Genomic DNA, 22,084 nt, shown 5'->3' with positions numbered 1-22,084 from the left:
ACAAGGATTAAGGATTAATAGGCTGCACTATTAGCGCAAAATACAATCTCTTAATCCTTAATTCTTTAAATTTCACCTTTCGCGGACAAATATCTTTCAGCTTCAATAGCAGCTTTGCAACCGCTACCCGCAGCAGTAATTGCCTGACGATAATGAGGGTCAGCCACGTCTCCGGCAGCAAATACACCGGGAAGCTTAGTACGCGGAGTGTCCGGTTCAGTAATGATGTATCCCACCTCGTCCGTATCTATATAAGGCTTAAAGATGTCCGAATTAGGTTTGTGCCCGATAGCCAAAAAGAAACCGTCAATAGCCAAATCATAATATTCCTCATCCGCTTCACCCGCACGTTTCACCAAATGCACCCCTTCCACTCCATCATCCCCATACAGACCTACGGCATTGTGCTCAAACAAGACTTCAATCTTATCATGGTTCATCACACGTTCCTGCATAATTTTAGAAGCACGCAGGAAAGGCTTACGAACTATCAGATAAACTTTTGACGCCAGCCCTGCAAGATAGACCGCCTCTTCACAAGCAGTATCTCCGCCACCAACAACAGCTACTGTTTTCTTGCGATAGAAAAAGCCGTCACAAGTGGCACAGGCACTAACTCCCATGCCCGCATATTTTTTTTCATCATCGAGTCCCAGATATTTTGCAGCAGCGCCTGTAGCAATGATAAGTGTTTCTGTTTCAATCACCTTTTCATCATCAATCGTTATCTTATAAGGCATCTGGCCAAGGTCGGCAGCCGTGGCAACACCATAGCGCAAATCTGCGCCGAAACGTTCCGCTTGCTTGCGTAAATCCTCCATCAATTCCGATCCCCCGATACCGACCGGATATCCGGGAAAGTTTTCTACATCAGTAGTGGTAGTCAACTGACCACCAGGCTGCAATCCTGCATAAAGCACCGGTGAAAGATTGGCACGACCAGCATAAATAGCGGCTGTATAACCTGCAGGACCGGAACCTATAATCAAACATTTTACTTTTTCTATTTCCATATTCAATGATTTTATAAATTTATCTCAAATCAATAATTTCCGCTGCCGGGTAATCCTTCTTATCAAACACAAAAAGGCCATCCGGATAAGCCAATCCCGTCTGATAAGAATTGATGATTATAACTATGGCTTCACCTCCCCGTCTCGCCATACTGACACGCACAGGATAAAGTGAATCTTTTGTTACATATAGAATAATGCATTGCAAATCCTGTTTTCGTCCTGTGGCAGTAAACACCATCTTATAGAGAGAATTATCCTGAACATTATCTATTTTCCCTAATTTCAGTTTATATCCCTGCTCATCAAGAGATAAAAAGGCATAAGGATTGATATTTTGCAATTCTTCGGGAGTAGGTTCAGATATATTTACCTCTTTGCCGGAAGAAAGATAGCTCCACTGCGTATGTCCGTCAAACCAAGTAGTCACTCCGTCAGTTTCCAAAAGAAATTTATCTCCCTTCAGGCGAATAGTACCGGTAGTAGCCCCCCCGGAAGTACGAACCGTAAAAACGGCCTTTATTCCTCCCGCTTCACGGAACTTACGTGTGGTACGTTCCAATATATCTTTGGCTTCCGGTTTCTGCGCCAATACCGGCAAAGACAAGGACAGCAACAAGACACACAATAAAATTCTATCAAATTTCAACATACTACATCGTATTAAAAAGATTAATTCAAATTGTTCAGACGCATTTCCAAATCATTTTCGTCCACACAGAATACCTCACGCGGCTTGCTTCCCTGTGCCGGCCCCACAATTCCGGCTTTCTCCAACTGATCCATGATGCGTCCCGCACGATTATAACCTATTGCAAATTTACGTTGTATAAGTGATGTGGAACCTTGCTGATGGATAACTACCAAACGGGCGGCATCCTCAAATAAAGGATCCAGACGTCCCATATCCACATCTCCCAAGTCACCTCCCGCGTTTTCATCTACATATTCAGGCAGATAGAAGGCTGTAGGATATCCCGGCTGCCGGGCAATATATTTGGTTATTTCCGCAACTTCCGGCGTATCGATAAAAGCGCACTGCACGCGAACCGGATCAGCTCCCTGCAAGAATAACATATCACCACGACCAATCAGTTGATTAGCTCCCGGACGATCGAGAATAGTCCGAGAATCTACCATCGCCGATACACGGAAAGCAATGCGGGCAGGGAAGTTTGCCTTTATCGTACCTGTAATAATATTGGTAGTAGGCCGTTGCGTAGCGATAATCATATGAATACCCACAGCACGTGCCAACTGGGCAATACGGGCAATAGGCAACTCAACATCTTTACCGGCAGTCATTATCAAATCACCAAACTCATCAATAACCACCACGATATACGGCATAAACTTATGCCCCTTCTCCGGATTCAAACGACGATTCACAAACTTCTCATTATATTCCTTGATGTTACGTACATGGGCAGCTTTCAGCAAATCATAACGCGTATCCATTTCCACACAAATAGAATTCAGGGTTTGCACTACTTTGGTAACGTCCGTAATGATCGGCTCTCCCCCATCAGGCAATTTGGCAAGAAAATGATGTTCTATCACGGAATAAATACTAAACTCCACCTTCTTCGGATCCACCAATACGAATTTCAATTCCGCTGGATGCTTCTTATATAATAAGGAGGTAATAATCGCATTCAGCCCCACAGACTTACCTTGACCAGTAGCACCGGCAACAAGCACATGCGGCATCTTGCACAAATCTACCATAAACACCTCATTAGTAATGGTCTTTCCCAAAGCGACAGGTAAATCATAAGTAGATTCCTGAAATTTCTTACTACCAATAATACTCTGACCGGACACTATCTTAGGATTGGAATTCGGCACTTCGATACCGATAGTTCCCTTGCCGGGAATAGGGGCAATAATACGAATGCCCAAAGCAGAAAGACTCAAAGCAATATCATCCTCCAATCCTCGAATTTTGGAAATACGCACTCCCTGTTCAGGAGTTATTTCGTATAGCGTCACCGTAGGTCCCACAGTGGCTTTGATCGTACTGATTTCGATACCAAAACTGCGCAGGGTATTAATAATCTTATCCTTGTTTGCATTCTGCTCCTCCATATCAATAGTCGGGCCATTGTCATCGTAATGCTTCATCAAATCTACCGTAGGATAATGATAATTCTCCAGATCAAGACGTGGATTATAAGGCTCCTTTTCAACACCCTGATATTCTTCATCTACGTTTGTTTCAACTTCAAAGTCCGGTTCTTTCGCTTCTGGCTGTGTCCGGAAAGAAGGCAGAGGATCCGGCACAGGAGTTTCAATAGTCATTGTAACCTCATCCTCTTGCCTGACTTTTTTTTCTTTGTCTGTACCGCCCAGGTCAAGAGTTATTTCATGTACGAGATTGTCTTCATCGCTGGATTCGGCAAGCATATTCTTGTCTTGTTCCACCTTCTGCTGTACAGAGGCCTTACCCGCAGCAGTCCATGAATCAGTAAATTCTTCGGGAGTCTCTCCTTTCTCCTTTTCGGCCTTTTCCTTACGTTTCAAGAATTTAAGAGTAAATAAATCTCTCAGCCACACCACGGTACGCGCACTCAGGTAAATAAGAAAACAGACGGCAGTAATCAATAAAATCATCCATACTCCGGGTACACCGACCTGTGACACCAGCCAATTACCGGCATTATATCCATGCATACCTCCCAAATAGAGGAAAGAGTCTTTATATTGATCAACAAACACAAAGCCGAAAAACACAGAGAACCAGACGAGCAAAAGCGAGCAACCTATAAACCACTTCCATAAACGTACCACACGTACTTTCATCAACTTCAATCCCGATACAGCGAGGAATACGAGTATAAAGAAAGAAGACACCCCAAAACAATCGTTTATCAGATAGCTTGCCAACTGCGCACCACGGGAACCGGCATAATTCTTCACTCCATTATTGGTAGAAGCCAGCTCTTGAGCGTTGCCACTGTCAATAATGCTCTGATCTGCTGCTCCCGTAAAGAAGAATGATGAAAAGGCGAGTAACAGATAAACAGAAAAGATAACAAGTACCAAGCCGATCACAAAATGGATGGTTTCATTTTTGAATATAGCTGCCACTTTTCCGAAAAATGAAGGCGACAGTTCTCTATCTTTGATGGTATTCTTCTTTGCCATGTATAAATCTCCTTTGATTAGATTGGTGCAAAAGTAATAAAAAAACTAACGCAAGGAAATATGTCTTCAAACAAAAGCAGCCGTGCTTTCCAAACCTTTTTCATACTTTTGTTCTGCAAAAGCAGACCGTATCTCAGCAAAATGCAAATAAATTTGCTTGTGCTTTTGGTTTACACTATCTTTGCGTTTCAAATCAAAAAAGGATTATGAAAAAAGAAAGCCAAGTGATATTCGACCGTAACGTGGTGGAGTTCGTTACCGTAGCTGCCGAATTCTGCAAATTTCTGGAACAGGCAGAAGGCATGAAACGTTCCGTCTTTGTCGATACATCTTTAAAAATACTTCCACTGCTTTATCTCAAAACGTCCATGTTGCCGGAATGCGAGGCAATAGGCGAAGAAGCTCCCGAAACTTACGTAACAGAAGAAACTTATGAAATTCTCCGTATGAACCTTGCAGGTGTCCTTGCCGAACAAGATGACTATCTGGACGTATTTGTATCTGACATGAAGTACAGTGACCAGCCCATTACAAGATATATTTCAGAAGATTTAGCGGATATATACCAGGATATCAAGGATTTCATCTTTGTCTTCCAATTAGGACTGAATGAAACGATGAACGATTCTCTTGCTATTTGCCAAGGAAATTTCCGTCTTTATTGGGGGCAGAAACTTGTCAACACCCTACGTGCCCTGCACGATGTAAGATATGCGCAAGGAGCCGATGACAATGCGGAAGAAGAAGGCGAATAAACATCAAGTTATGATTATCAAAAGAACCATAGAGAAAGAAATACTGAAAGACTTGCCCAAAGCGACTTTCCCCGGACAAATACATGTTGTACAAACACCTTGGGAAGCGGAAAAGGCAGTAGCCTACCTGAAAAGCTGTACCTTGCTTGGCATTGACAGCGAGACTCGCCCCTCATTCACCAAAGGGCAATCACACAAAGTGGCCTTGCTTCAAGTATCTTCAGAGGAACATTGTTTTCTGTTTCGCCTAAACCTTACCGGACTAACTCTCCCCGTCATCACACTGTTGGAAAATCCTAATGTAACCAAAGTAGGCCTTTCCTTGCGGGACGACTTTATGATGCTTCATAAACGTGCCCCTTTTGAACAACACGCCTGCATTGAATTGCAAGAATATGTCCGTGCCTTTGGCATCCAAGACAAAAGTCTACAAAAAATATACGGCATCCTGTTCGGAGAGAAAATCTCGAAAAGCCAACGTCTTTCCAACTGGGAAGCCGATATGTTGAGCGAATCTCAGAAACAATATGCAGCAACTGATGCCTGGGCATGCCTCAATATATACAACCGATTGCAAGAACTGAAGCGTACCGGTGATTTTGAAATAGCCCCGGAAGAAGGAAAAGAGCAAGAAGAACAAATAGATAAAACGGCGACTGTTACAGAAAAGTGAAAATTGCCTGTCGCATTTCATAAAACAACATATATAACTATGTATAAAGTATATCTCAAATCTGGTAAGGAAGAGTCTTTAAAACGTTTCCACCCGTGGGTATTTTCCGGTGCAATCGCACATTTTGACGGCGAGCCCGAAGAAGGGGAAGTGGTTGAAATCTACACCTCCAAGAAGGACTTCATAGCCAAAGGGCACTTCCAGATTGGTAGTATTGCCGTGCGTGTATTGACCTTCTGCCAGAATGAAGACATCAATGCCGATTTCTGGAAACGTAAACTGGCCATCGCCTACGATATGCGCCGCAGCATCGGTGTTGCCGAAAATCCGGTCAACAATACCTACCGTCTGGTACACGGAGAGGGTGACAATCTTCCCGGACTTGTAATCGACATCTATGCCCGCACTGCCGTCATGCAAGCACATTCTGCCGGTATGCATCTCGACCGCATGGCTATCGCCGAAGCACTTGCCGAAGTAATGGGCAACAAAATAGACAACATCTATTATAAATCGGAAACAACCCTTCCATTCAAAGCAGATTTATATCCCGAAAACGGCTTTCTGAAAGGTGGAGGTACAGACAATGTTGCCATAGAATACGGTCTGAAGTTCCACATTGACTGGCTGAAAGGGCAAAAGACCGGCTTCTTTGTGGACCAACGGGAGAACCGTTCCCTACTCGAACGTTATGCCAAAGGACACAGTGTACTGAACATGTTTTGCTATACCGGAGGTTTTTCCGTTTATGCCATGCGCGGTGATGCCAAGTTGGTACATTCCGTAGATAGTTCCGCCAAAGCCATAGACTTGACAAACAAAAACATCGAGCTCAATTTTCCCGGCGACAACCGTCATGCCGCCTATGCAGAAGATGCTTTCAAATACTTAGATCGTATGGGTGACCAATACGACCTCATCATACTCGACCCGCCTGCATTCGCCAAACATCGCGATGCTTTGCGAAACGCTTTACAGGGTTACCGGAAACTGAATGTGAAAGCTTTCGAAAAAATCAAGCCAGGCGGCCTCCTGTTCACTTTCTCATGTTCGCAAGCCGTCAGCAAAGAAAATTTCCGTACCGCCGTATTTACTGCCGCTGCCATGTCAGGGCGTAATGTCCGCATCCTGCATCAACTGACACAGCCTGCCGACCATCCGGTTAATATCTATCATCCCGAAGGGGAATATCTGAAAGGATTGGTGCTCTACGTAGAATAAATCTGTTGTTTTATGTATTCATCTCGCAAATTTCTTAAATAGAGTTAATAAAAAGAAGAAATACAGAGAAATACCATGTTGTATAACATAAACTCTATATCTTTGCACTGTGTTTTTCATGGTATTAGATTTAAGGTTAATAAAGATTGGGTGTCTGGGATAGATACCCTTCTTTTTTTTATATACTTCCGAATATGCTTTTTTCCTCTCTATTCATCGCCCTTTTCAAGAAAATCCCTACATTTGCGCCAATGTATATATAAGAAAAACACATAATAGAAAAAGAATTATGAGTATAAAAGTTCGCTTAATCATCATGAACTTCCTCCAGTTTGCCGTGTGGGGAGCATATCTCACATCCATGGGCAGTTATCTGGTGAACGTAGGTCTTGCCGCCCACATCGGTATGTTCTATGCCATGCAAGGTATCGTATCATTATTCATGCCCGCCATCCTCGGCATTATTGCCGACCGTTGGATACCTGCACAAAAACTGTTAAGCTTCAGCCACTTCACTTCAGCCTTATTTATGGCTATTGCCGGGTACTACGGTATGATCAAAGGTACAGATGTGAATTTCGGCACATTGTTCACATTCTATTCATTAAGTGTCGCATTTTATATGCCCACTTTAGCCCTGTCCAACTCGGTAGCATACACTGCTTTGGATAAGGCCGGTCTGGATACCATCAAGACCTTTCCGCCCATCCGTATTTTCGGAACCATCGGCTTCATCTGCTCCATGTGGATAGTCGATCTACTGGGATTGCAGAATAACTACGGACAATTTTTTGCCTGTGCCATTATCGGTATTATTTACGGAGGCTATGCGCTGACATTGCCACACTGTCCCATCAGCAAGGGAGGACAGGCAAAATCGGTGATAGAGGCATTAGGATTGCGCGCTTTCACACTGTTCAAACAAAAGAAGATGGCCATTTTCTTTATCTTCTCCATGCTGCTGGGTGTTTCTTTACAGATTACCAACGGATTCGCCAACCCGTATATCAGCAGCTTCGGAAGCATCCCCGAATATGCCGAAACCTTCGGTGTACAACATGCCAATATACTTATTTCTTTATCCCAGATATCCGAAACTTTGTGTATCCTACTGATACCATTCTTCTTGAAACGTTTCGGGATTAAGCAAGTTATGTTAATCGCAATGCTTGCATGGGTCTTGCGGTTTGGCCTGTTCGGAGCAGGTAATCCGGGCAGTGGCGTATGGATGTTCGTACTCTCCATGATTGTTTATGGAGTCGCATTTGACTTCTTCAACATATCCGGTTCACTATTTGTTGACAGAGAGACAGACAAAAGGATCCGTTCCAGCGCACAAGGATTGTTTGTTATCATGACAAACGGCTTCGGTGCTACCATCGGCACTTTGGGAGCACAGGCCGTAGTAAACCATTTCGTTGATTTCAGCAGCAAAACACCCCAGACTCTGCAATGGCAATCGGCCTGGTACACATTCTCGGCCTATGCACTGGTTGTAGCTGTTGTATTTGCATTTGTATTCAAGTACAAGCACCAGCCGGAAAAAGAATGAAGAAATGACAGCACAACAGGATGATAATCCCGCCGTCTTATAACCTGAACTTATGAACAAAAAGAAAATAGAACTGCAAGTATTGAATATCTCCAACAGTCAGGCGCAGGCAGGCGCCTACGCTCTGATGTTGGGTGAGGTAGATGGAGAACGTCAGCTCCCTGTCATCATTGGTGCTTCCGAAGCACAGGCAATGGTCATCGAACTGAAAGGGATTGTTCCTCCCCGCCCGCTGACGCACAATCTGTTTGCCTCTGTGCTCGAAATATTAGGAGTAAAACTGATGCGTGTCCTCATTTACAAAGTGGATAACGGTGTCTTCTATTCTTATTTATACATGAAAGAAGATGAAACTATTCTACGCATTGATGCCCGGACAAGTGACGCTGTGGCACTTGCACTACGAATGAATGCACCGATCTTCATTTACGAAGATATATTGGAAGCAGAACGAATAAAGACAGAAGAAAGTTCTGACAGTGAAAACAAAGAAACCGGCCGGGAGAATCTCTTAAAGAAAGATACATTAGACCTACTGAAAGAAGCTCTGCAAAAGGCCGTTGAGGAAGAAAATTACGAGCGCGCCGCCCTCTTGAGAGATCAAATTAATCAACAAAAGAATAATCCATAAATTCCATGCACGTATTTTATACCCCCGATATAGAAATCCGATCCGAACTACCTGAAGAAGAAGCGGCACATGCCATACGCGTATTGCGCCTGCAAACCGGAGATGAAGTAATGCTGACGGATGGAAACGGCAACTTTTACCGTGCCGAAATAAGTACCGCCACCGGTAAACGCTGCTCCGTTAAGATAATAGAGACACTTCCTCAAGAGCCGTTATGGAACGGACATTTACATATAGCTATGGCTCCCACCAAGAATATGGACCGTACAGAATGGTTTGCCGAAAAAGCTACCGAAATAGGTTTCGACGAGCTTACTTTCCTGAACTGCCGCTTCTCGGAACGTAAAGTCATCAAGACAGAGCGAATTTCCAAGATATTGATTTCAGCCATCAAGCAATCTCTCAAGGCACGTTTACCGAAACTGAACGAAATGACCGATTTCAATAACTTCATCACCCGGCCTTTCGAGGGACAGAAGTTCATTGCACATTGCCATGAAGACGAAAAACTTTTGCTTAAAGAGCAGATCCGCAAAGGAGAGGATGCATTAGTTCTTATCGGTCCCGAAGGCGATTTCAGTGAAGAAGAAGTAAAGAAAGCATTGAAAAACGGATTTATCCCGATCAGCCTGGGGAAATCACGCCTGCGCACCGAAACAGCAGCACTCGTCGCATGCCATATCCTGAATCTGCAAAACCAATAATATAAGCGTATGAAAAGAAAATTATCATTCCCGTTTATCGTCTTCCTCACCTTGATACTGAACCTATACTCATGCAGCAAGACTGAAAAGACAGAATATACCAACGCCATCCCCGCCAATGCCACGGGACTGGCTGCCATTGACATGAAAGCCATTGTTGAAAAAGCGGGACTGAATTCTGCCGGCAACCAAGACTTCCAAAAGAAATTCCTCGGCCTGTTGCTCGAAGGCAGCACTCCCACCCTCGGCACACAAATAGAGAAGCTACTGAAGAATCCCGCGGAAACAGGCATTGATTGGGAAACACCGGTCTATGTATTCAACGCTCCTTCACTGCACAGCATGACAGCCGCCCTCAAGGTGAATGACCTAAAGAAGCTGGAATCACTCATCGACATGCTTGCAAAAGAAAATATTTGCACCATTCCCACAAAGGCTGACAAATACAGTACGACCGAAATCAAGGACGCAGGCATACAGTTAGCATTCAACGACGGCACATTGCTCGCTATATATGCCCAAAGCACAACGCAACTGAAGAAACTCTCTGCCGCCATTGCCATGCTGATGAAGCAGCCTGCCGACAAGAGCATCCACACCAATGAACACTTTGACTCAATGATGAAGCAGAGAGGTGACATCCGCCTGCTGGCCACTCCCGAAGTGCTGCCCTTCGACATGCGCGGTGTACTGAACTGGCCGCAGAATACCCGCCTGACAGGTTCCGTCTTATTTGAAAACGGCAAAATATACGCCAACCTGCAACGTGCCGGATTCAACGGAGAAACAAAGGAAAGCAACCAACCTTTCCATCCCCAAAGCAATCAGGAACTACTGCAAGCCATGATGCAGATGATGCAAGGCAAGCCCTTCAATATAGAATTGACCAGCAACGAACTGCTTACATTGACCAATCTGCATGCCATCATGGAGTTTGAGCCCGATAATACGGAAGTCAATACACTTTACGGACTCATCATGAAGATAGAGACACTGAATGCGCGCGGAGACAATAACCGCACGACTTTCACCGTCACTCTGAAAGAGAAGGGACAGAACTCCCTAAAACAATTGGTAGATTTCGCCAGGCAGTTCATCGGGCTTTAATGCAACGACCAATAAGATTGACAACACATTATGAATAGCATCCATTTACAACAAACACTGCCCCAGGTGTTTGCCGACCGCGATACCATCACCTCAGATATTTGGCATCAAGACAGATTATTCAGCAGAGGAAAATGCTACCTGATAGAAGCTGCTTCCGGCACAGGAAAATCATCTCTTTGCAGTTATATTTATGGTTATCGCTGCGATTATCAGGGTATCATCAATTTTGACGAAAAGAACATCCGTTCATTCTCTATGGATGAATGGGTAGAGATCCGCAAGCATTCTCTCAGCATTCTTTTTCAAGAACTTCGCATTTTTCCAGAACTTACCGCTTTTGAAAACGTACAGCTAAAGAATCAGATCACCAATTACAAAAAGAAAAAAGAAATTCTTACGTTCTTTGACAATTTGGGCATTGCCGACAAAGCGAACGAAAAAGCAGCCAAACTCTCTTTCGGGCAGCAGCAGCGTGTAGCCTTCATCCGTGCCCTTTGCCAGCCTTTCGACTTTATCTTTCTGGACGAACCCGTCAGCCATCTGGACGATGAGAACGGAGCCATCATGAGCCACATCCTTATGGAAGAAGCCACATGCCAAGGGGCAGGAATCGTAGTGACTTCTATCGGAAAGCATTTGCCATTGGAATATGATTTCAGCTATAAATTATAACTCTATAAAATGAACAGACTTGTTTGGAAACTTCTTCGCCGGCATATCAGCATCGGACAACTGACCGGTTTTTTCCTTGCCAACCTCTTTGGCATGATAATCGTACTGTTGAGCATACAATTTTATCGTGACGTACTTCCCATTTTCACCCAAGGAGACAGTTTCATAAAAAAAGACTACATCATCGCCACCAAGAAAATCAGTACCCTCGGCAGTTTCACAGGAAAAAGCAACAACTTCACCAAAGATGAAATCAAAGAGTTGGAAGCGCAACCTTTCACCAAAGGAGTAGGCGTCTTTACCCCTTCCATGTTCAAGGTTTCTGCCGGGCTGGGTATGCAAGAGGCAGGAATTCAGCTATCTACGGAAATGTTCTTCGAGTCTGTACCCGATGAATATGTAGATGTAAATCTGGATAAATGGCATTTTGATGAAAACACTCATACCATTCCCATCATCATCCCCCGCAACTATCTGAACCTCTACAACTTTGGATTCGCACAAAGCAGGAGCCTCCCCAAACTGTCAGAAGGATTGATGAGTCTGATACAGATGGACATCATGATACGAGGCAACGATCGTGTGGAGCAATACAAAGGCAATATTGTAGGATTCTCCAACCGACTGAACACCATCCTTGTCCCGCAATCCTTCATGGACGTAGCCAATGAAACTTTTGCCCAAGGCAAAGAGGCACATCCCTCACGCCTCATCGTGGAAGTAAATAATCCCACCGATGCAGCCATTGCCAACTACTTCCGAACGAACAATTATGAAACCGAAGGGGATAATCTGGATGCCGGAAAAACGACTTATTTCCTGCGCCTCATCACCGGCATCGTCATAGGTGTAGGAATGTTTATCAGTATTCTGTCATTCTATATACTGATGTTGAGCATCTTCCTGTTGCTACAGAAAAACACCGTAAAGCTGGAAAATCTTTTGTTGATAGGATATAGCCCGGCAAGGGTGGCACTTCCTTATTGCATACTCACGGCAGGTCTGAACATACTGGTGCTATTACTTTCCATCGGCGGTATATGCTGGATTCGCAGCTATTATATGGAAATGATACGGAACCTGTTTCCGCAGTTGGAAGCGGGATTTCCATTGCCTTGCATCCTGACAGGCTGCATCTTATTCCTGACGGTTTCTTTGCTGAATATCATTACAATTCGCCGAAAAATCATAAACATCTGGAGAGCATCCTAACTCTTTCTTAACCAACCAATACCCTACCCTGCTCTCGGAAATGCCAGTCCTCAATCGGTGTGAACAGATAAAATGATCACCCGCAATCCTGGACTCCATATAAAAAAAGCTGCAGGAAGGGTTTTGTTCAAAATATCTTGCATACTCTACAATATGCGTTGAAATAAGAAAATGACAGGATGTATATTTAATCAGCAAACCATTAACGGCAACAGAAGCTTCAAAAGCATCCTGGGCATTCGTGCCCCGGAACATTTCATCCAAAACAACCAAGCAGCGCTTTCCCGACCGAGCCTGCAACAACACTTCCTTTATCCTCAAAACCTCTGCAAGAAAATGGCTCCGCCCATCCCGCAAAGAATCCGGAAGATTAATTGAAGTATATAATCCCTCATAAACCGGGCATATCATAGATTCAACCGGAACAGGCAGACCACAATGAGCAAGCCATATTATCGAAGCCAAAGCCTTCAAAGTAGTGGATTTACCTGCCATATTAGAACCTGTAAATATAGCCACATTCCCCTTTGACATACTCCAATCGTTTTTCTGTCCTTCTTGCAGGAAAGGGTGCAGAAAACCCGAAACAGACAATCTCATCTCCTTTGTCATTATGGGGCGACAGCAATAATTGCGTTCGACGGCCAGCCAATGAGCTGTACGGAGTACATCCCACTGATAAACAATATCCAATAAGCCCCTGATAATGTCAAGCCTCTCCTGGCGAAACAAATAATCATAACGATCTATTGTATAATCAGACATTGCCTTTCCATCAGCATGTTCTTCAAGCACCTTTTTCAAGTCAGAGCAGCTCAAAGAAGCTCCTACCATCCCGGCAAATTCTTTTATCAAAACCGGTGAATTTTCCGGCAAATGTATTCGGAAATCATAGAGTCGCACAAATAGCTTCACTACCAATGCAACACCCCGCGTAATAACATACCGTGACGATTCCGGTTTAAATATACGATCCACTTTATTAATAAAAGACAGAAATGCACCTTTAGGTGATAACCGTTCCCGATAGTCCAAATAATATTCCAGAAAATCCAATTCTTCCTCATTCAAAGGAAGTTCCGGCAAATGTCCCCAAGCTATGGCCTCCTGCCTTTTGCAAATCAGTTCAATATCACTCAAAGGATTGGCAATCCAATGCATCATCAGTCGTTTTCCTTTTTTCGTGTCCGTGTTCTGATAGATCGAACCAAGAACTCGTTCTCCATATACCCCATCCTGTATATTGAGATCTATCATGGTCTGCTTGTCTGTAGCAACGTAATTCATAAGTAACATTCATTTTATCAGAACGGAAACAGCAGTGGCAATGCCAACACCATCACTATTCCCATTATGACCTGCAATGGAAGTCCCACTTTGATGTAATCCATAAAAGTATATTGTCCGGCAGGCATCACCAATGCATTCGGAGGTGTAGAAAATGGAGAAGCGAAACACATGCTTGCCGCCACTGTCACGGCAAACAAAAACGGAATCGGGCTGACATTAATCTGCAAGGCACTCTGAAGGGCGATAGGAGCCATGAGCACCGCTGTCACCGTATTGCTGATAAACATCGTCATGAGCGAGGTGGTGAAGTAAATGCCTGCCATCAGCACCACAGGGCCATAACTCCCCAATCCGTTTACCAGACTATTCGATATATACTCCGAAGCACCGGTCTTTTCCAATGCCAACGACATTGGAAGCATGCCGGCAAATAGCACAATGGTTTCCCAGTTTATGGTCTTATAGGCAGCTTCCACATTACGGAAACAACCAGTCAGCACCATCAGCAGACCAGCTATCATCACAGCCGTTACGGGAGCGACAGGTATAAAGTCGAAAACCATCATGACTACCATCAGCACCATGATGGCCGCCGCTACGGGAGCCTTATAATCCAAGGTCACCTTGGCGGCTTCCGCCAAGGGCTGTCCCAGCACCACCCAATCCGCATCTTCCCTACTAAGACGTGCTATATCCTGCCACGTACCCTGTACCAATAGAACATCACCGCTATGCGTACGCTCATTTCCTAAATCTTGCAGGATATACTCCTTTTTGCGCCGAATGCCCAATACATTTACATTGAACTTATCGCGGAAACCAGCTTCTTTCACCGTCTGATTTATAATTTTGGACGAAGGCATCAGTACGATTTCAGCTATACCGATGTCATAAAAATCAAGCCCCTTATCTGCTCTTTCCGCTTCTTCCGTAGTGTGTCCGTCAATCATTTCCAGCCGGAAATCCCCGGCAAAGCGATTTACCTCCACGACCTCTCCCCTGACATAAAGCACATCACCCGCCCACACCGTCGTATCGGGCGAGGCAAGTTTTTGAGTGACGGTCTTCAGAAACCGATGTTGCGAGGCCTCTCCACGACGCACTTCCAAAATATCCAGTCCATACTTGCGACGCACATCCAGCTCGATAATAGTCTTTCCTATCAGTCCGGAATCATTGATGGCGCGCAAGCGGAACAAATTGCTTGACAAACCATACTCCTTTGCCAACTGATTCAATGTCTTTCCCGATAGAGTGCCTTCATCTTTCTTCCCTTTTTTGGAGAGAAACCACTTTGTCAAAGGAAGCAGGACCAATGTACCTACCGTGACACAGACAACACCTACGGGAAAGAACGAAAAGAAAGAGAGTGCCTCGAGTCCTGCCCCGGTCAATGTATTTTGAATAACAAGGTTCGGCGGAGTACCGATAAGCGTCATCATACCGCCCATACTGCTTGCAAAAGCCAAAGGCATCAACAGGCGTCCCGGATTCATCCCGGCACTTACCGCCAAGCTTACGACAATGGGAAGCATCAGAGCAACGGTTCCCGTATTACTGACAAAAGCACCGATAGCCGATGTCACCAACATCACCAGCAAGAACAACCTCAACTCACTTTTACCAGCCAACTTCAAAATTCTCGAACTGATCATCTTTGCCAAACCGGTCTGGAATATAGCGCCACCCACGACAAACAATCCTACCATCATTATAACAACGGAATTGGAAAAACCGGATAGTGCCTCCTCAGGAGTCAGAATCTGAAAAACGAGCAAACCAATCAACGCACACAATGCCACAAGATCCGAACGGACCTTACCCGACACAAAAAAAGCTGCGGAAAGAACAAGGATTATTAGTGTAACCAGCATAGACAAAACTTATATTTTGGTACAAATATACATTTTTCAAGTTTATCTGAAAGCTTACCGCCAATACAAATTACAGAAACACTTACCATTATTACGGATTATGTGCCCGTACATTACATTTTATAAAGAAAAATACTAACTTTGTACAACCGCAAAAGATAAATGAATATGGAAGAACTGATTAAACTTGACCATGTATGCCAATACAACGAAATGCTGGGACAGGAGACATTACATCCTCTGGTCAGCGTCATTGATTTCTCCAAATGCAAACCTCAAATGTATAGACGTCAACGCTTCGGATTCTATACCATTTTCTTGAAAGACACCAAATGTGGCGATCTGCATTATGGACGCTCATACTATGATTACCAAGAGGGAACGCTTGTATTCTTGGCTCCCGGACAAATTATGGGCATCTCCAACCGCAAAGAGAAATTTCAGCCCAAAGGATATGCACTGGTTTTCCATCCTGACCTGCTCCGCGGCACTCCGTTGGCACGGATGATGAACAGTTACACTTTCTTTTCTTACGAGTCGAACGAAGCGTTGCACTTATCCGAACAAGAACGCAGAATCATCTTAGAATGCCTACACAACATTGAAGAAGAATTACAGCATTCCATTGATAAACACAGCAAAAGTTTGATTGTTAACAACATCGAACTATTACTGAACTATTGCATGCGTTTCTATGACCGGCAATTCATCACCCGCAGCAATGTGAACAAAGACATCCTAACCAAGTTCGAGCACATATTAAATGACTATTTCCAGTCTGATAAACCACAAGACATCGGTTTGCCCTCTGTTCAATATTGCGCAGAACAACTGCATCTCTCCCCCAATTACTTCGGAGATCTGATAAAAAAAGAAACCGGTAATTCCCCCCAAGAACATATTCAGCTAAAATTGATAGATACGGCCAAGGAAAAAATCTTTGACCCAAGCAAGACAATCAGTGAAATAGCTTATGAACTGGGATTCAAATATCCACAGCATTTCACACGATTATTCAAGAAAGTAGTAGGATGCGCCCCGAATGAATATAGACAAACGAACTAAAAGAAAAGTAAAGGCATAAAAAAAGGAGTACCGCTGTACTCCAACCTTTGTTAACCTTAAATCTAATACTATGAAAAACACAGTGCAAAGATACGGACATTTGCTATATCTGCAAATTATCCAAGAAAAAAAGCATGTTTCATAACATACTTTAAGAAGTTAACATTCCCCTTTTACTTATTTTTCCATTTAAGCAGAAAGATACAAAGCCCTACAAACCGGAATATTTACAAAAAGAAGTCCGCGATACACAGCTCATTGCAAGCCGCATAGCTGCGGCAAACTCCATATATAGATGCAGGCTGCTGGATATATAGATGCAGCACGCCGGATATATAGATGCAGCACGCCGGATATATAGATGCAGCATCCCCCTGAAAATGTGACATCAACGCCCCAAAATGTAACATCGGGTACACATAGCATAGCATACCAAAGCAAAGCATATCCCCCTCCTTCCTCCCCCGCACAGCAGAGGGAAAAATTTCCTCCTCCGCGGGCTGTATGCCCGCGGAGGAGGAATATCTCAAAATTCATGAAAGTACGTACTCATTAAGATAAGCGAGAAGCCTTATCTTTGCAAAGTTGGCTGAAAAAGCAGGCACTAATAAAACCCATATATCAAGGATTGAGTATTCTCCGTATATTGCAACCGATGATGAGTGATAGGATTCGTGCGGAAAACAGGAAGCCGGACACGAGGTTCAGTGAGCCGCCTTCCTATGTATTCACCATAGCGGTGGTTCCGCTGATGGTGATTCCTTCCGCTTGATGATAAATCAGCAGGTTTTGAGTGCCCGGCAGGAGCAACGACTTGAAATTGTTTGTTTTGCGGCTTACCGTCTGTTCCTCTGTGCTTCTTGCCGTCTGTTTTGCACTGCTTTCTACCATCTGCTCCTCTGCGCCGATACGCAGATACAGTGTCGCAACTTCCCTCTATGCTTGTTATTAAAGTTCTGTCGTTTCCACCTCTTTCATATATTGAAATAACGAAGCTGGGAACAAAATTACATAAACGGTTTTATTATCAGGTATTGTGTGTGTGTAACATTGTAACTTGACGCCATGTTACATGTAACATGACGTCAAGTTACAACGCTACATTTTGTTTTCTCTACTTTGTAGCACCGTCATTATCAGGCATAATATGGCTTTTTCGAAAAACAGAAGGCGTGATTCCGAGGTGTTCGGAAAAAAGGCGGTGGAAATGCTGGCGCGAGTCAATGCCGCACATCTTGGCGATGGCATCGACGGTATAATTGGGGTATTCGGTGAGCATTTTGGCGGCATAATCCATACGCAAACTGTTGATGTGTTCCGAGAAATTACGTCCGGTCTGTTCCTTGAAGCATTCGCCGAAAAGTGAGGCGGGAACGTGTAGCTCCTCCTGCATGGTCTTAGTTGTGATGCCCGGTTGCAGGTAGAGCCGACGAACTGCGATTTCATGCAACACCCACCTCAGTTGTTCTCCTGATTCGGATGCTTCCGATTCTTCGGACCTCTTGGTTCCCTCTGTTTCCGCCTCCGTTGCGTCCGGAGATGGAGGATTGTCTTCATGGGGATGCATCAACTCCTCAAGCTGCTTCTCCTGCATTTCGGTTTGCGCCTTATACGCAAGACATTCCTCCTCCTTCTGCAAAAGTTCATCCCTGCAGGCAATGCCTTCCTGCACGGAACGCACCAGTGACACGTTGCGGCGGTGCATCCGGCGGCTGTGGTACACCACCGCCCCCAAAGCGACTATGACCACCATTACAAGTACAGCCAGCAGGCGTTTCTCATTCTGCTCCTTCTGTATCTGCCTGTCCTTCTCACCGCTTTCGTAGATAACGGCAAGCTCCTGGGCGTCATCCCGCTGTTGGCGCTTAAAGAGGGTGTCTTTCAGCGCGATGATTTGGTGGCTCACATCCGCCGCTTCCTTGTACCGTCCCAATCCAGTGAGCGCTTCCACTTCATTGACAAGCAATTTGTTCAAGGAAATCTCGTTGCTTTGGTTCTGCAAAAATGCCCGCTTCGCTATCTGGATGTTGTGCAGCGCCAATGGGTAGTCCTCAATCCATAGCAGATAGCGGACGATGAAGCCCAATCCTTCGGGAGAATTCACAAATCCCGTAGAACAGCACTTCCGGTAGTACTCATCGGCCAGTTTCCGGTTGCCCAGATGCTGATAGATTTCCATGCACTGGGCATAGGTGTAGAATCGGTACATGTCGATGTTGCCCTCCGGCGCCTCGCTTTCCAATTGTTCATGCAGGGCGTTGGTTTTCAGCAGGTCGGGTATCATCGTGGCGGCTTGCTGCCAATCGCCCATTTCACCTAACTCGCTCATCGTCTCCCCCATTGTATAGAGAAGGTGCTGCACATTGCTCCAACAAACCTCCCTGTCCACCGCCTCCCGGCAGATGGCGATGCCCCGCATCATATTGTCCTTCGCCTCCTTGTCCATGCCCAACGCATGTTGGCTCATGCCGATGTGCATCACCAAATTGCCCTCCTCGTCTTTGAATCTCCCGCTCCTATGAATGAATTCTATTCCCTCGGATGAATATCGGATGCAACCTGCGAAATCGCCCGAATCATGGCAGAAAACGATGAGGTTAATCAGGTTGGTCATATAGGCTAAGGTATCTTTCCGGAGTTCGGCGTCTTCATACGCTTTCAGGGAATAGTAGCGGGCTATCTTGGGCTGCCCGAGTCCATTAAAATGGATGATGGACTTCATGATTTCGAGGCTCGAATGGTTCGTCCTCAGCAGGTTGAGCATTTCTGCGGTATCAACTAATGCAAGCGCCCGTTCAGGGTCGCTCTGGCTGATTCGGTAAATGGAACTGCGCGTGTAAATGCTGTCGTTGCCTTTGTCCGGCATTGTGGTAGCGGGCTTCCGCCCGCAACTGTTCAGCAATGCGGCGAGAAGCATGATCAGGTATATAAGTAGTTTGTTCATTATTCTATTCTGTAAAAAAAACATGTGCAAAAGTACACAAAAAGAGCTGTTAAAAGTAAAAAACATACCTCAAATAGCATGAAATCCCGATTTTATTTAAGTTTCGCAAGTTCAATTATACTTAACCTTTCCCGGTCAAAAGCAGTTTAAGGCAGAATACAAAAAATGAGACTTTAATTGCATTCTTATTTAAACATGCAAAACTTCAGTCAGATATTAATTGTAATCCATCTTAATTACACTATCTTTGTAGTCAGATTAATAACAGTTTTTTATATGCCTGACTATGATTTAATCGCCATATTAGGTCCCACCGCATCCGGAAAGACCCCATTTGCCGCCGCATTGGCTGCCGAACTCAACACGGAAATCATCAGTGCCGATTCTCGTCAAATATATCGGGGTATGGATCTGGGCACAGGCAAAGATATTGCCGATTATACCGTAAACAGCAGACAGATACCCTATCACCTTATAGATATAGCCGATCCGGGCTATAAATACAATGTTTTTGAATATCAGCGTGATTTCCTGGCCGCCTACGAAACGATAAAACCTAAAGGTTGCCTTCCTATTGTATGCGGAGGTACGGGCATGTATCTGGAAGCGATACTAAAGGGGTACAGACTATTGCCTGTACCAGAAAATCCGGAATTACGCACCCATCTGGCAAACAAGTCATTAGAAGAATTAATAAAGATTTTAAGTACCTATAAGAGTCTGCACAACACAACAGACGTAGATACAGCCAAACGTGCCATCCGAGCCATCGAGATTGAAGAATATTATGTCCATACGCCGGTAGATGAACGTACATTCCCCAAATTAAACAGCCTCATCATCGGCGTGGATATTGACAGGGAACTGCGCAGAGAAAAGATAACCCGCCGGCTGCACCAACGTTTGGACGAAGGAATGGTAGATGAAGTACACCGGTTGATAGCCCAAGGCATCTCTCCTGACGACCTCATTTATTATGGACTGGAATACAAATATCTGACACTTCACGTCATCGGAAAGCTGACATACGATGAGATGCTCCACAACTTGGAAATAGCCATCCACCAATTTGCCAAACGGCAAATGACATGGTTTCGCGGCATGGAACGACGCGGATTCAGCATCCATTGGGTGGACGCATGCCTACCGATGGAAGAAAAGATTGCTTTTGTAAAATCAAAACTCAAAGAGATTTAGTATCTTTGGGCACAAGGGCGACAAAGCCTGTGGCAAAACAGAATAAGTAAGACTTACTGAAAGGAGTAATATATGAGCGTAGAACCCGAAAAATGGGGTGTAATATACAATCCCAAAGCCGGAACACGGAAAGTACAAAAACGGTGGAAAGAAATTAAAGAATACATAGACAGTAAGGGTGTGTCTTATGACTATGTACAGTCCGAAGGGTTCGGATCGGTAGAACGTCTGGCAGGCATCCTTGCCAATAACGGTTATCGCACAATCATCATTGTCGGTGGTGACGGTGCGCTGAATGATGCCATCAACGGTATAATGCATTCTAATGCTAAAAACAAAGGCGACATAGCCATAGGCATCATTCCCAACGGCATAGGCAATGATTTTGCCAAATATTGGGAAATGAGTTCCGAATATAAAGAGGCTGTAGATTGCATCATAAATAATCGCCGCCGGAAAATAGATGTAGGTACTTGCTACTATTATGACGGAGAAAAACACCTGACCAGATATTTCCTTAATGCCATCAATATAGGTCTCGGCGCCCGTATCGTTAAAATTACAGACCAGTGCAAACGCTTCTGGGGAGTAAAATTTCTATCTTATTTCATGGCATTGCTTTCCATCATCTTTGAACGGAAATTATACCGCATGCACCTGAAAATAAATGGCGAGCATATACGAGGACGCATCATGACAGTTTGCATAGGCAGTTCATGGGGCTACGGGCAAGTGCCGAGTGCCGTACCTTACAACGGGTGGCTGGATGTTTCTGTCATTTACCGTCCGGAACTATTGCAGCTTTGGTCGGGATTATGGATGCTCATTCAGGGCAGAATCCTGAATCATAAAGTAGTGAAACCGTTTCGTACACAAAAAGTAAAGGTACTCCGTGCACAAAATGCATCTGTCGATTTGGACGGCCGTATTTTAGACCGCCATTTTCCGTTGGACATCGGTATATTGCACGAAGCTGTCACTTTGATAATACCAGACTGAATTCAGGCATCAGACGATGCCCCAA

The 22,084-nt window shown here is 44.5% G+C and carries 20 protein-coding genes; 12 read left to right on the top strand and 8 right to left on the bottom strand.

Translation table 11 applies throughout. The annotated features are described in order from the left end of the window. Positions 1-65: 65 nt before the first annotated feature. From trxB to BACHE_RS07570, 3 genes are read right to left on the bottom strand one after another with little or no spacing between them, the layout of a single operon-like run. Positions 66-1,013 (bottom strand): thioredoxin-disulfide reductase, encoded by a 948-nt coding sequence (trxB, locus tag BACHE_RS07580; RefSeq protein ID WP_013547110.1) that lies wholly within the window; start codon positions 1,011-1,013, stop codon positions 66-68. Positions 1,014-1,032: 19 nt separating this feature from the next. Beyond that, a complete protein-coding gene (gene lolA1, locus BACHE_RS07575) occupies positions 1,033-1,665 on the bottom strand; it encodes an outer membrane lipoprotein periplasmic chaperone LolA1 (protein ID WP_013547109.1) in 633 nt (210 codons plus the stop codon). A 20-nt stretch (positions 1,666-1,685) separates the two neighbouring features. Further along, on the bottom strand, positions 1,686-4,160 hold the full coding sequence (locus BACHE_RS07570) for an FtsK/SpoIIIE family DNA translocase (RefSeq protein ID WP_013547108.1): 2,475 nt from the start codon (positions 4,158-4,160) through the stop codon (positions 1,686-1,688). Positions 4,161-4,366: 206 nt separating this feature from the next. On the opposite strand from BACHE_RS07570, the gene BACHE_RS07565 reads away from it, so the two are divergent. The 9 genes from BACHE_RS07565 (at position 4,367) to BACHE_RS07525 (ending at position 12,690) form a co-directional block, all read left to right on the top strand. Next, positions 4,367-4,915, top strand: coding sequence for a DUF5063 domain-containing protein (locus BACHE_RS07565; protein WP_013547106.1), 549 nt, complete (start codon positions 4,367-4,369; stop codon positions 4,913-4,915). Positions 4,916-4,925: 10 nt separating this feature from the next. Further along, on the top strand, positions 4,926-5,588 hold the full coding sequence (locus tag BACHE_RS07560; protein ID WP_013547105.1) for a 3'-5' exonuclease: 663 nt from the start codon (positions 4,926-4,928) through the stop codon (positions 5,586-5,588). 39 nt (positions 5,589-5,627) lie between these two features. Then, positions 5,628-6,809 (top strand): class I SAM-dependent rRNA methyltransferase, encoded by a 1,182-nt coding sequence (locus tag BACHE_RS07555; protein WP_013547104.1) that lies wholly within the window; start codon positions 5,628-5,630, stop codon positions 6,807-6,809. Between the two features lie 289 nt (positions 6,810-7,098). Continuing rightward, a complete protein-coding gene (locus BACHE_RS07550) occupies positions 7,099-8,361 on the top strand; it encodes an MFS transporter (RefSeq protein ID WP_013547103.1) in 1,263 nt (420 codons plus the stop codon). Between the two features lie 52 nt (positions 8,362-8,413). After that, positions 8,414-8,992, top strand: coding sequence for a bifunctional nuclease family protein (locus tag BACHE_RS07545; RefSeq protein ID WP_013547102.1), 579 nt, complete (start codon positions 8,414-8,416; stop codon positions 8,990-8,992). A gap of 5 nt (positions 8,993-8,997) precedes the next feature. Next, the gene (locus BACHE_RS07540; protein ID WP_013547101.1) at positions 8,998-9,696 is read left to right on the top strand and encodes a 16S rRNA (uracil(1498)-N(3))-methyltransferase; all 699 of its coding nucleotides are present in this window, start codon (positions 8,998-9,000) and stop codon (positions 9,694-9,696) included. 9 nt (positions 9,697-9,705) lie between these two features. Further along, positions 9,706-10,803, top strand: coding sequence for a DUF4836 family protein (locus BACHE_RS07535; RefSeq protein WP_013547100.1), 1,098 nt, complete (start codon positions 9,706-9,708; stop codon positions 10,801-10,803). Between the two features lie 30 nt (positions 10,804-10,833). Continuing rightward, positions 10,834-11,478, top strand: coding sequence for an ATP-binding cassette domain-containing protein (locus BACHE_RS07530; protein ID WP_013547099.1), 645 nt, complete (start codon positions 10,834-10,836; stop codon positions 11,476-11,478). Between the two features lie 9 nt (positions 11,479-11,487). Next, positions 11,488-12,690 carry a membrane protein gene (locus tag BACHE_RS07525; RefSeq protein WP_013547098.1) on the top strand — a complete coding sequence of 401 codons (1,203 nt, stop codon included), beginning with the start codon at positions 11,488-11,490 and terminating at the stop codon, positions 12,688-12,690. Here BACHE_RS07525 and BACHE_RS07520 read toward each other — a convergent pair. Next, positions 12,616-13,977: a MutS-related protein gene (locus tag BACHE_RS07520; RefSeq protein ID WP_013547097.1), complete on the bottom strand. Its 1,362-nt coding sequence runs from the start codon at positions 13,975-13,977 to the stop codon at positions 12,616-12,618. The two genes, BACHE_RS07525 and BACHE_RS07520, sit on opposite strands and share 75 nt — an antisense overlap. A 17-nt stretch (positions 13,978-13,994) precedes the next feature. After that, entirely contained in the window at positions 13,995-15,854 is a 1,860-nt protein-coding gene (locus BACHE_RS07515) for an SLC13 family permease (RefSeq protein WP_013547096.1), read from the bottom strand. A 168-nt stretch (positions 15,855-16,022) separates the two neighbouring features. On the opposite strand from BACHE_RS07515, the gene BACHE_RS07510 reads away from it, so the two are divergent. Beyond that, positions 16,023-16,919, top strand: a complete 897-nt coding sequence (locus tag BACHE_RS07510; RefSeq protein ID WP_013547095.1) for a helix-turn-helix domain-containing protein — start codon at positions 16,023-16,025, stop codon at positions 16,917-16,919. Between the two features lie 255 nt (positions 16,920-17,174). Here the strand turns inward: BACHE_RS07510 and BACHE_RS07505 are convergent, their stop codons facing one another. From BACHE_RS07505 to BACHE_RS07500, 3 genes are all read right to left on the bottom strand, one after another. Beyond that, positions 17,175-17,456, bottom strand: coding sequence for a hypothetical protein (locus BACHE_RS07505; RefSeq protein WP_013547094.1), 282 nt, complete (start codon positions 17,454-17,456; stop codon positions 17,175-17,177). Positions 17,457-17,639: 183 nt separating this feature from the next. Beyond that, complete coding sequence (locus BACHE_RS17540) at positions 17,640-17,810, bottom strand: hypothetical protein (RefSeq protein ID WP_187289309.1); 171 nt, start codon at positions 17,808-17,810, stop codon at positions 17,640-17,642. A gap of 223 nt (positions 17,811-18,033) precedes the next feature. Further along, positions 18,034-19,863 (bottom strand): helix-turn-helix domain-containing protein, encoded by a 1,830-nt coding sequence (locus BACHE_RS07500; protein ID WP_041579260.1) that lies wholly within the window; start codon positions 19,861-19,863, stop codon positions 18,034-18,036. A gap of 276 nt (positions 19,864-20,139) precedes the next feature. Here BACHE_RS07500 and miaA point away from each other — a divergent pair, with 276 nt between their 5' ends. Both miaA and BACHE_RS07490 read left to right on the top strand, forming a co-directional pair. Then, positions 20,140-21,060: a tRNA (adenosine(37)-N6)-dimethylallyltransferase MiaA gene (gene miaA, locus BACHE_RS07495; RefSeq protein ID WP_013547092.1), complete on the top strand. Its 921-nt coding sequence runs from the start codon at positions 20,140-20,142 to the stop codon at positions 21,058-21,060. A gap of 72 nt (positions 21,061-21,132) precedes the next feature. After that, positions 21,133-22,059, top strand: coding sequence for a diacylglycerol/lipid kinase family protein (locus BACHE_RS07490; RefSeq protein WP_013547091.1), 927 nt, complete (start codon positions 21,133-21,135; stop codon positions 22,057-22,059). Positions 22,060-22,084 lie beyond the last annotated feature (25 nt).

The organism is Bacteroides helcogenes P 36-108 (assembly GCF_000186225.1).
GTDB classification, from domain to species: Bacteria; Bacteroidota; Bacteroidia; order Bacteroidales; family Bacteroidaceae; genus Bacteroides; species Bacteroides helcogenes.
Note: the sequence above shows the minus strand (reverse complement) of the source record. Positions and strands in the feature narration are given on the sequence as shown.

What these genes read in the sequence shown, in the direction of transcription:
- trxB (WP_013547110.1), bottom strand. Translation starts at nt 1,013, where the DNA reads ATGGAAATAGAAAAAGTAAAATGTTTGATTATAGGTTCCGGTCCTGCA.
- lolA1 (WP_013547109.1), bottom strand. Translation starts at nt 1,665, where the DNA reads ATGTTGAAATTTGATAGAATTTTATTGTGTGTCTTGTTGCTGTCCTTG.
- BACHE_RS07490 (WP_013547091.1), top strand. Translation starts at nt 21,133, where the DNA reads ATGAGCGTAGAACCCGAAAAATGGGGTGTAATATACAATCCCAAAGCC.
- BACHE_RS07570 (WP_013547108.1), bottom strand. Translation starts at nt 4,160, where the DNA reads ATGGCAAAGAAGAATACCATCAAAGATAGAGAACTGTCGCCTTCATTT.
- BACHE_RS07530 (WP_013547099.1), top strand. Translation starts at nt 10,834, where the DNA reads ATGAATAGCATCCATTTACAACAAACACTGCCCCAGGTGTTTGCCGAC.
- BACHE_RS17540 (WP_187289309.1), bottom strand. Translation starts at nt 17,810, where the DNA reads ATGGTAGAAAGCAGTGCAAAACAGACGGCAAGAAGCACAGAGGAACAG.
- BACHE_RS07515 (WP_013547096.1), bottom strand. Translation starts at nt 15,854, where the DNA reads ATGCTGGTTACACTAATAATCCTTGTTCTTTCCGCAGCTTTTTTTGTG.
- miaA (WP_013547092.1), top strand. Translation starts at nt 20,140, where the DNA reads ATGCCTGACTATGATTTAATCGCCATATTAGGTCCCACCGCATCCGGA.
- BACHE_RS07510 (WP_013547095.1), top strand. Translation starts at nt 16,023, where the DNA reads ATGGAAGAACTGATTAAACTTGACCATGTATGCCAATACAACGAAATG.
- BACHE_RS07565 (WP_013547106.1), top strand. Translation starts at nt 4,367, where the DNA reads ATGAAAAAAGAAAGCCAAGTGATATTCGACCGTAACGTGGTGGAGTTC.
- BACHE_RS07535 (WP_013547100.1), top strand. Translation starts at nt 9,706, where the DNA reads ATGAAAAGAAAATTATCATTCCCGTTTATCGTCTTCCTCACCTTGATA.
- BACHE_RS07550 (WP_013547103.1), top strand. Translation starts at nt 7,099, where the DNA reads ATGAGTATAAAAGTTCGCTTAATCATCATGAACTTCCTCCAGTTTGCC.
- BACHE_RS07500 (WP_041579260.1), bottom strand. Translation starts at nt 19,863, where the DNA reads ATGAACAAACTACTTATATACCTGATCATGCTTCTCGCCGCATTGCTG.
- BACHE_RS07555 (WP_013547104.1), top strand. Translation starts at nt 5,628, where the DNA reads ATGTATAAAGTATATCTCAAATCTGGTAAGGAAGAGTCTTTAAAACGT.
- BACHE_RS07560 (WP_013547105.1), top strand. Translation starts at nt 4,926, where the DNA reads ATGATTATCAAAAGAACCATAGAGAAAGAAATACTGAAAGACTTGCCC.
- BACHE_RS07540 (WP_013547101.1), top strand. Translation starts at nt 8,998, where the DNA reads ATGCACGTATTTTATACCCCCGATATAGAAATCCGATCCGAACTACCT.
- BACHE_RS07520 (WP_013547097.1), bottom strand. Translation starts at nt 13,977, where the DNA reads ATGAATTACGTTGCTACAGACAAGCAGACCATGATAGATCTCAATATA.
- BACHE_RS07505 (WP_013547094.1), bottom strand. Translation starts at nt 17,456, where the DNA reads ATGAATTTTGAGATATTCCTCCTCCGCGGGCATACAGCCCGCGGAGGA.
- BACHE_RS07545 (WP_013547102.1), top strand. Translation starts at nt 8,414, where the DNA reads ATGAACAAAAAGAAAATAGAACTGCAAGTATTGAATATCTCCAACAGT.
- BACHE_RS07525 (WP_013547098.1), top strand. Translation starts at nt 11,488, where the DNA reads ATGAACAGACTTGTTTGGAAACTTCTTCGCCGGCATATCAGCATCGGA.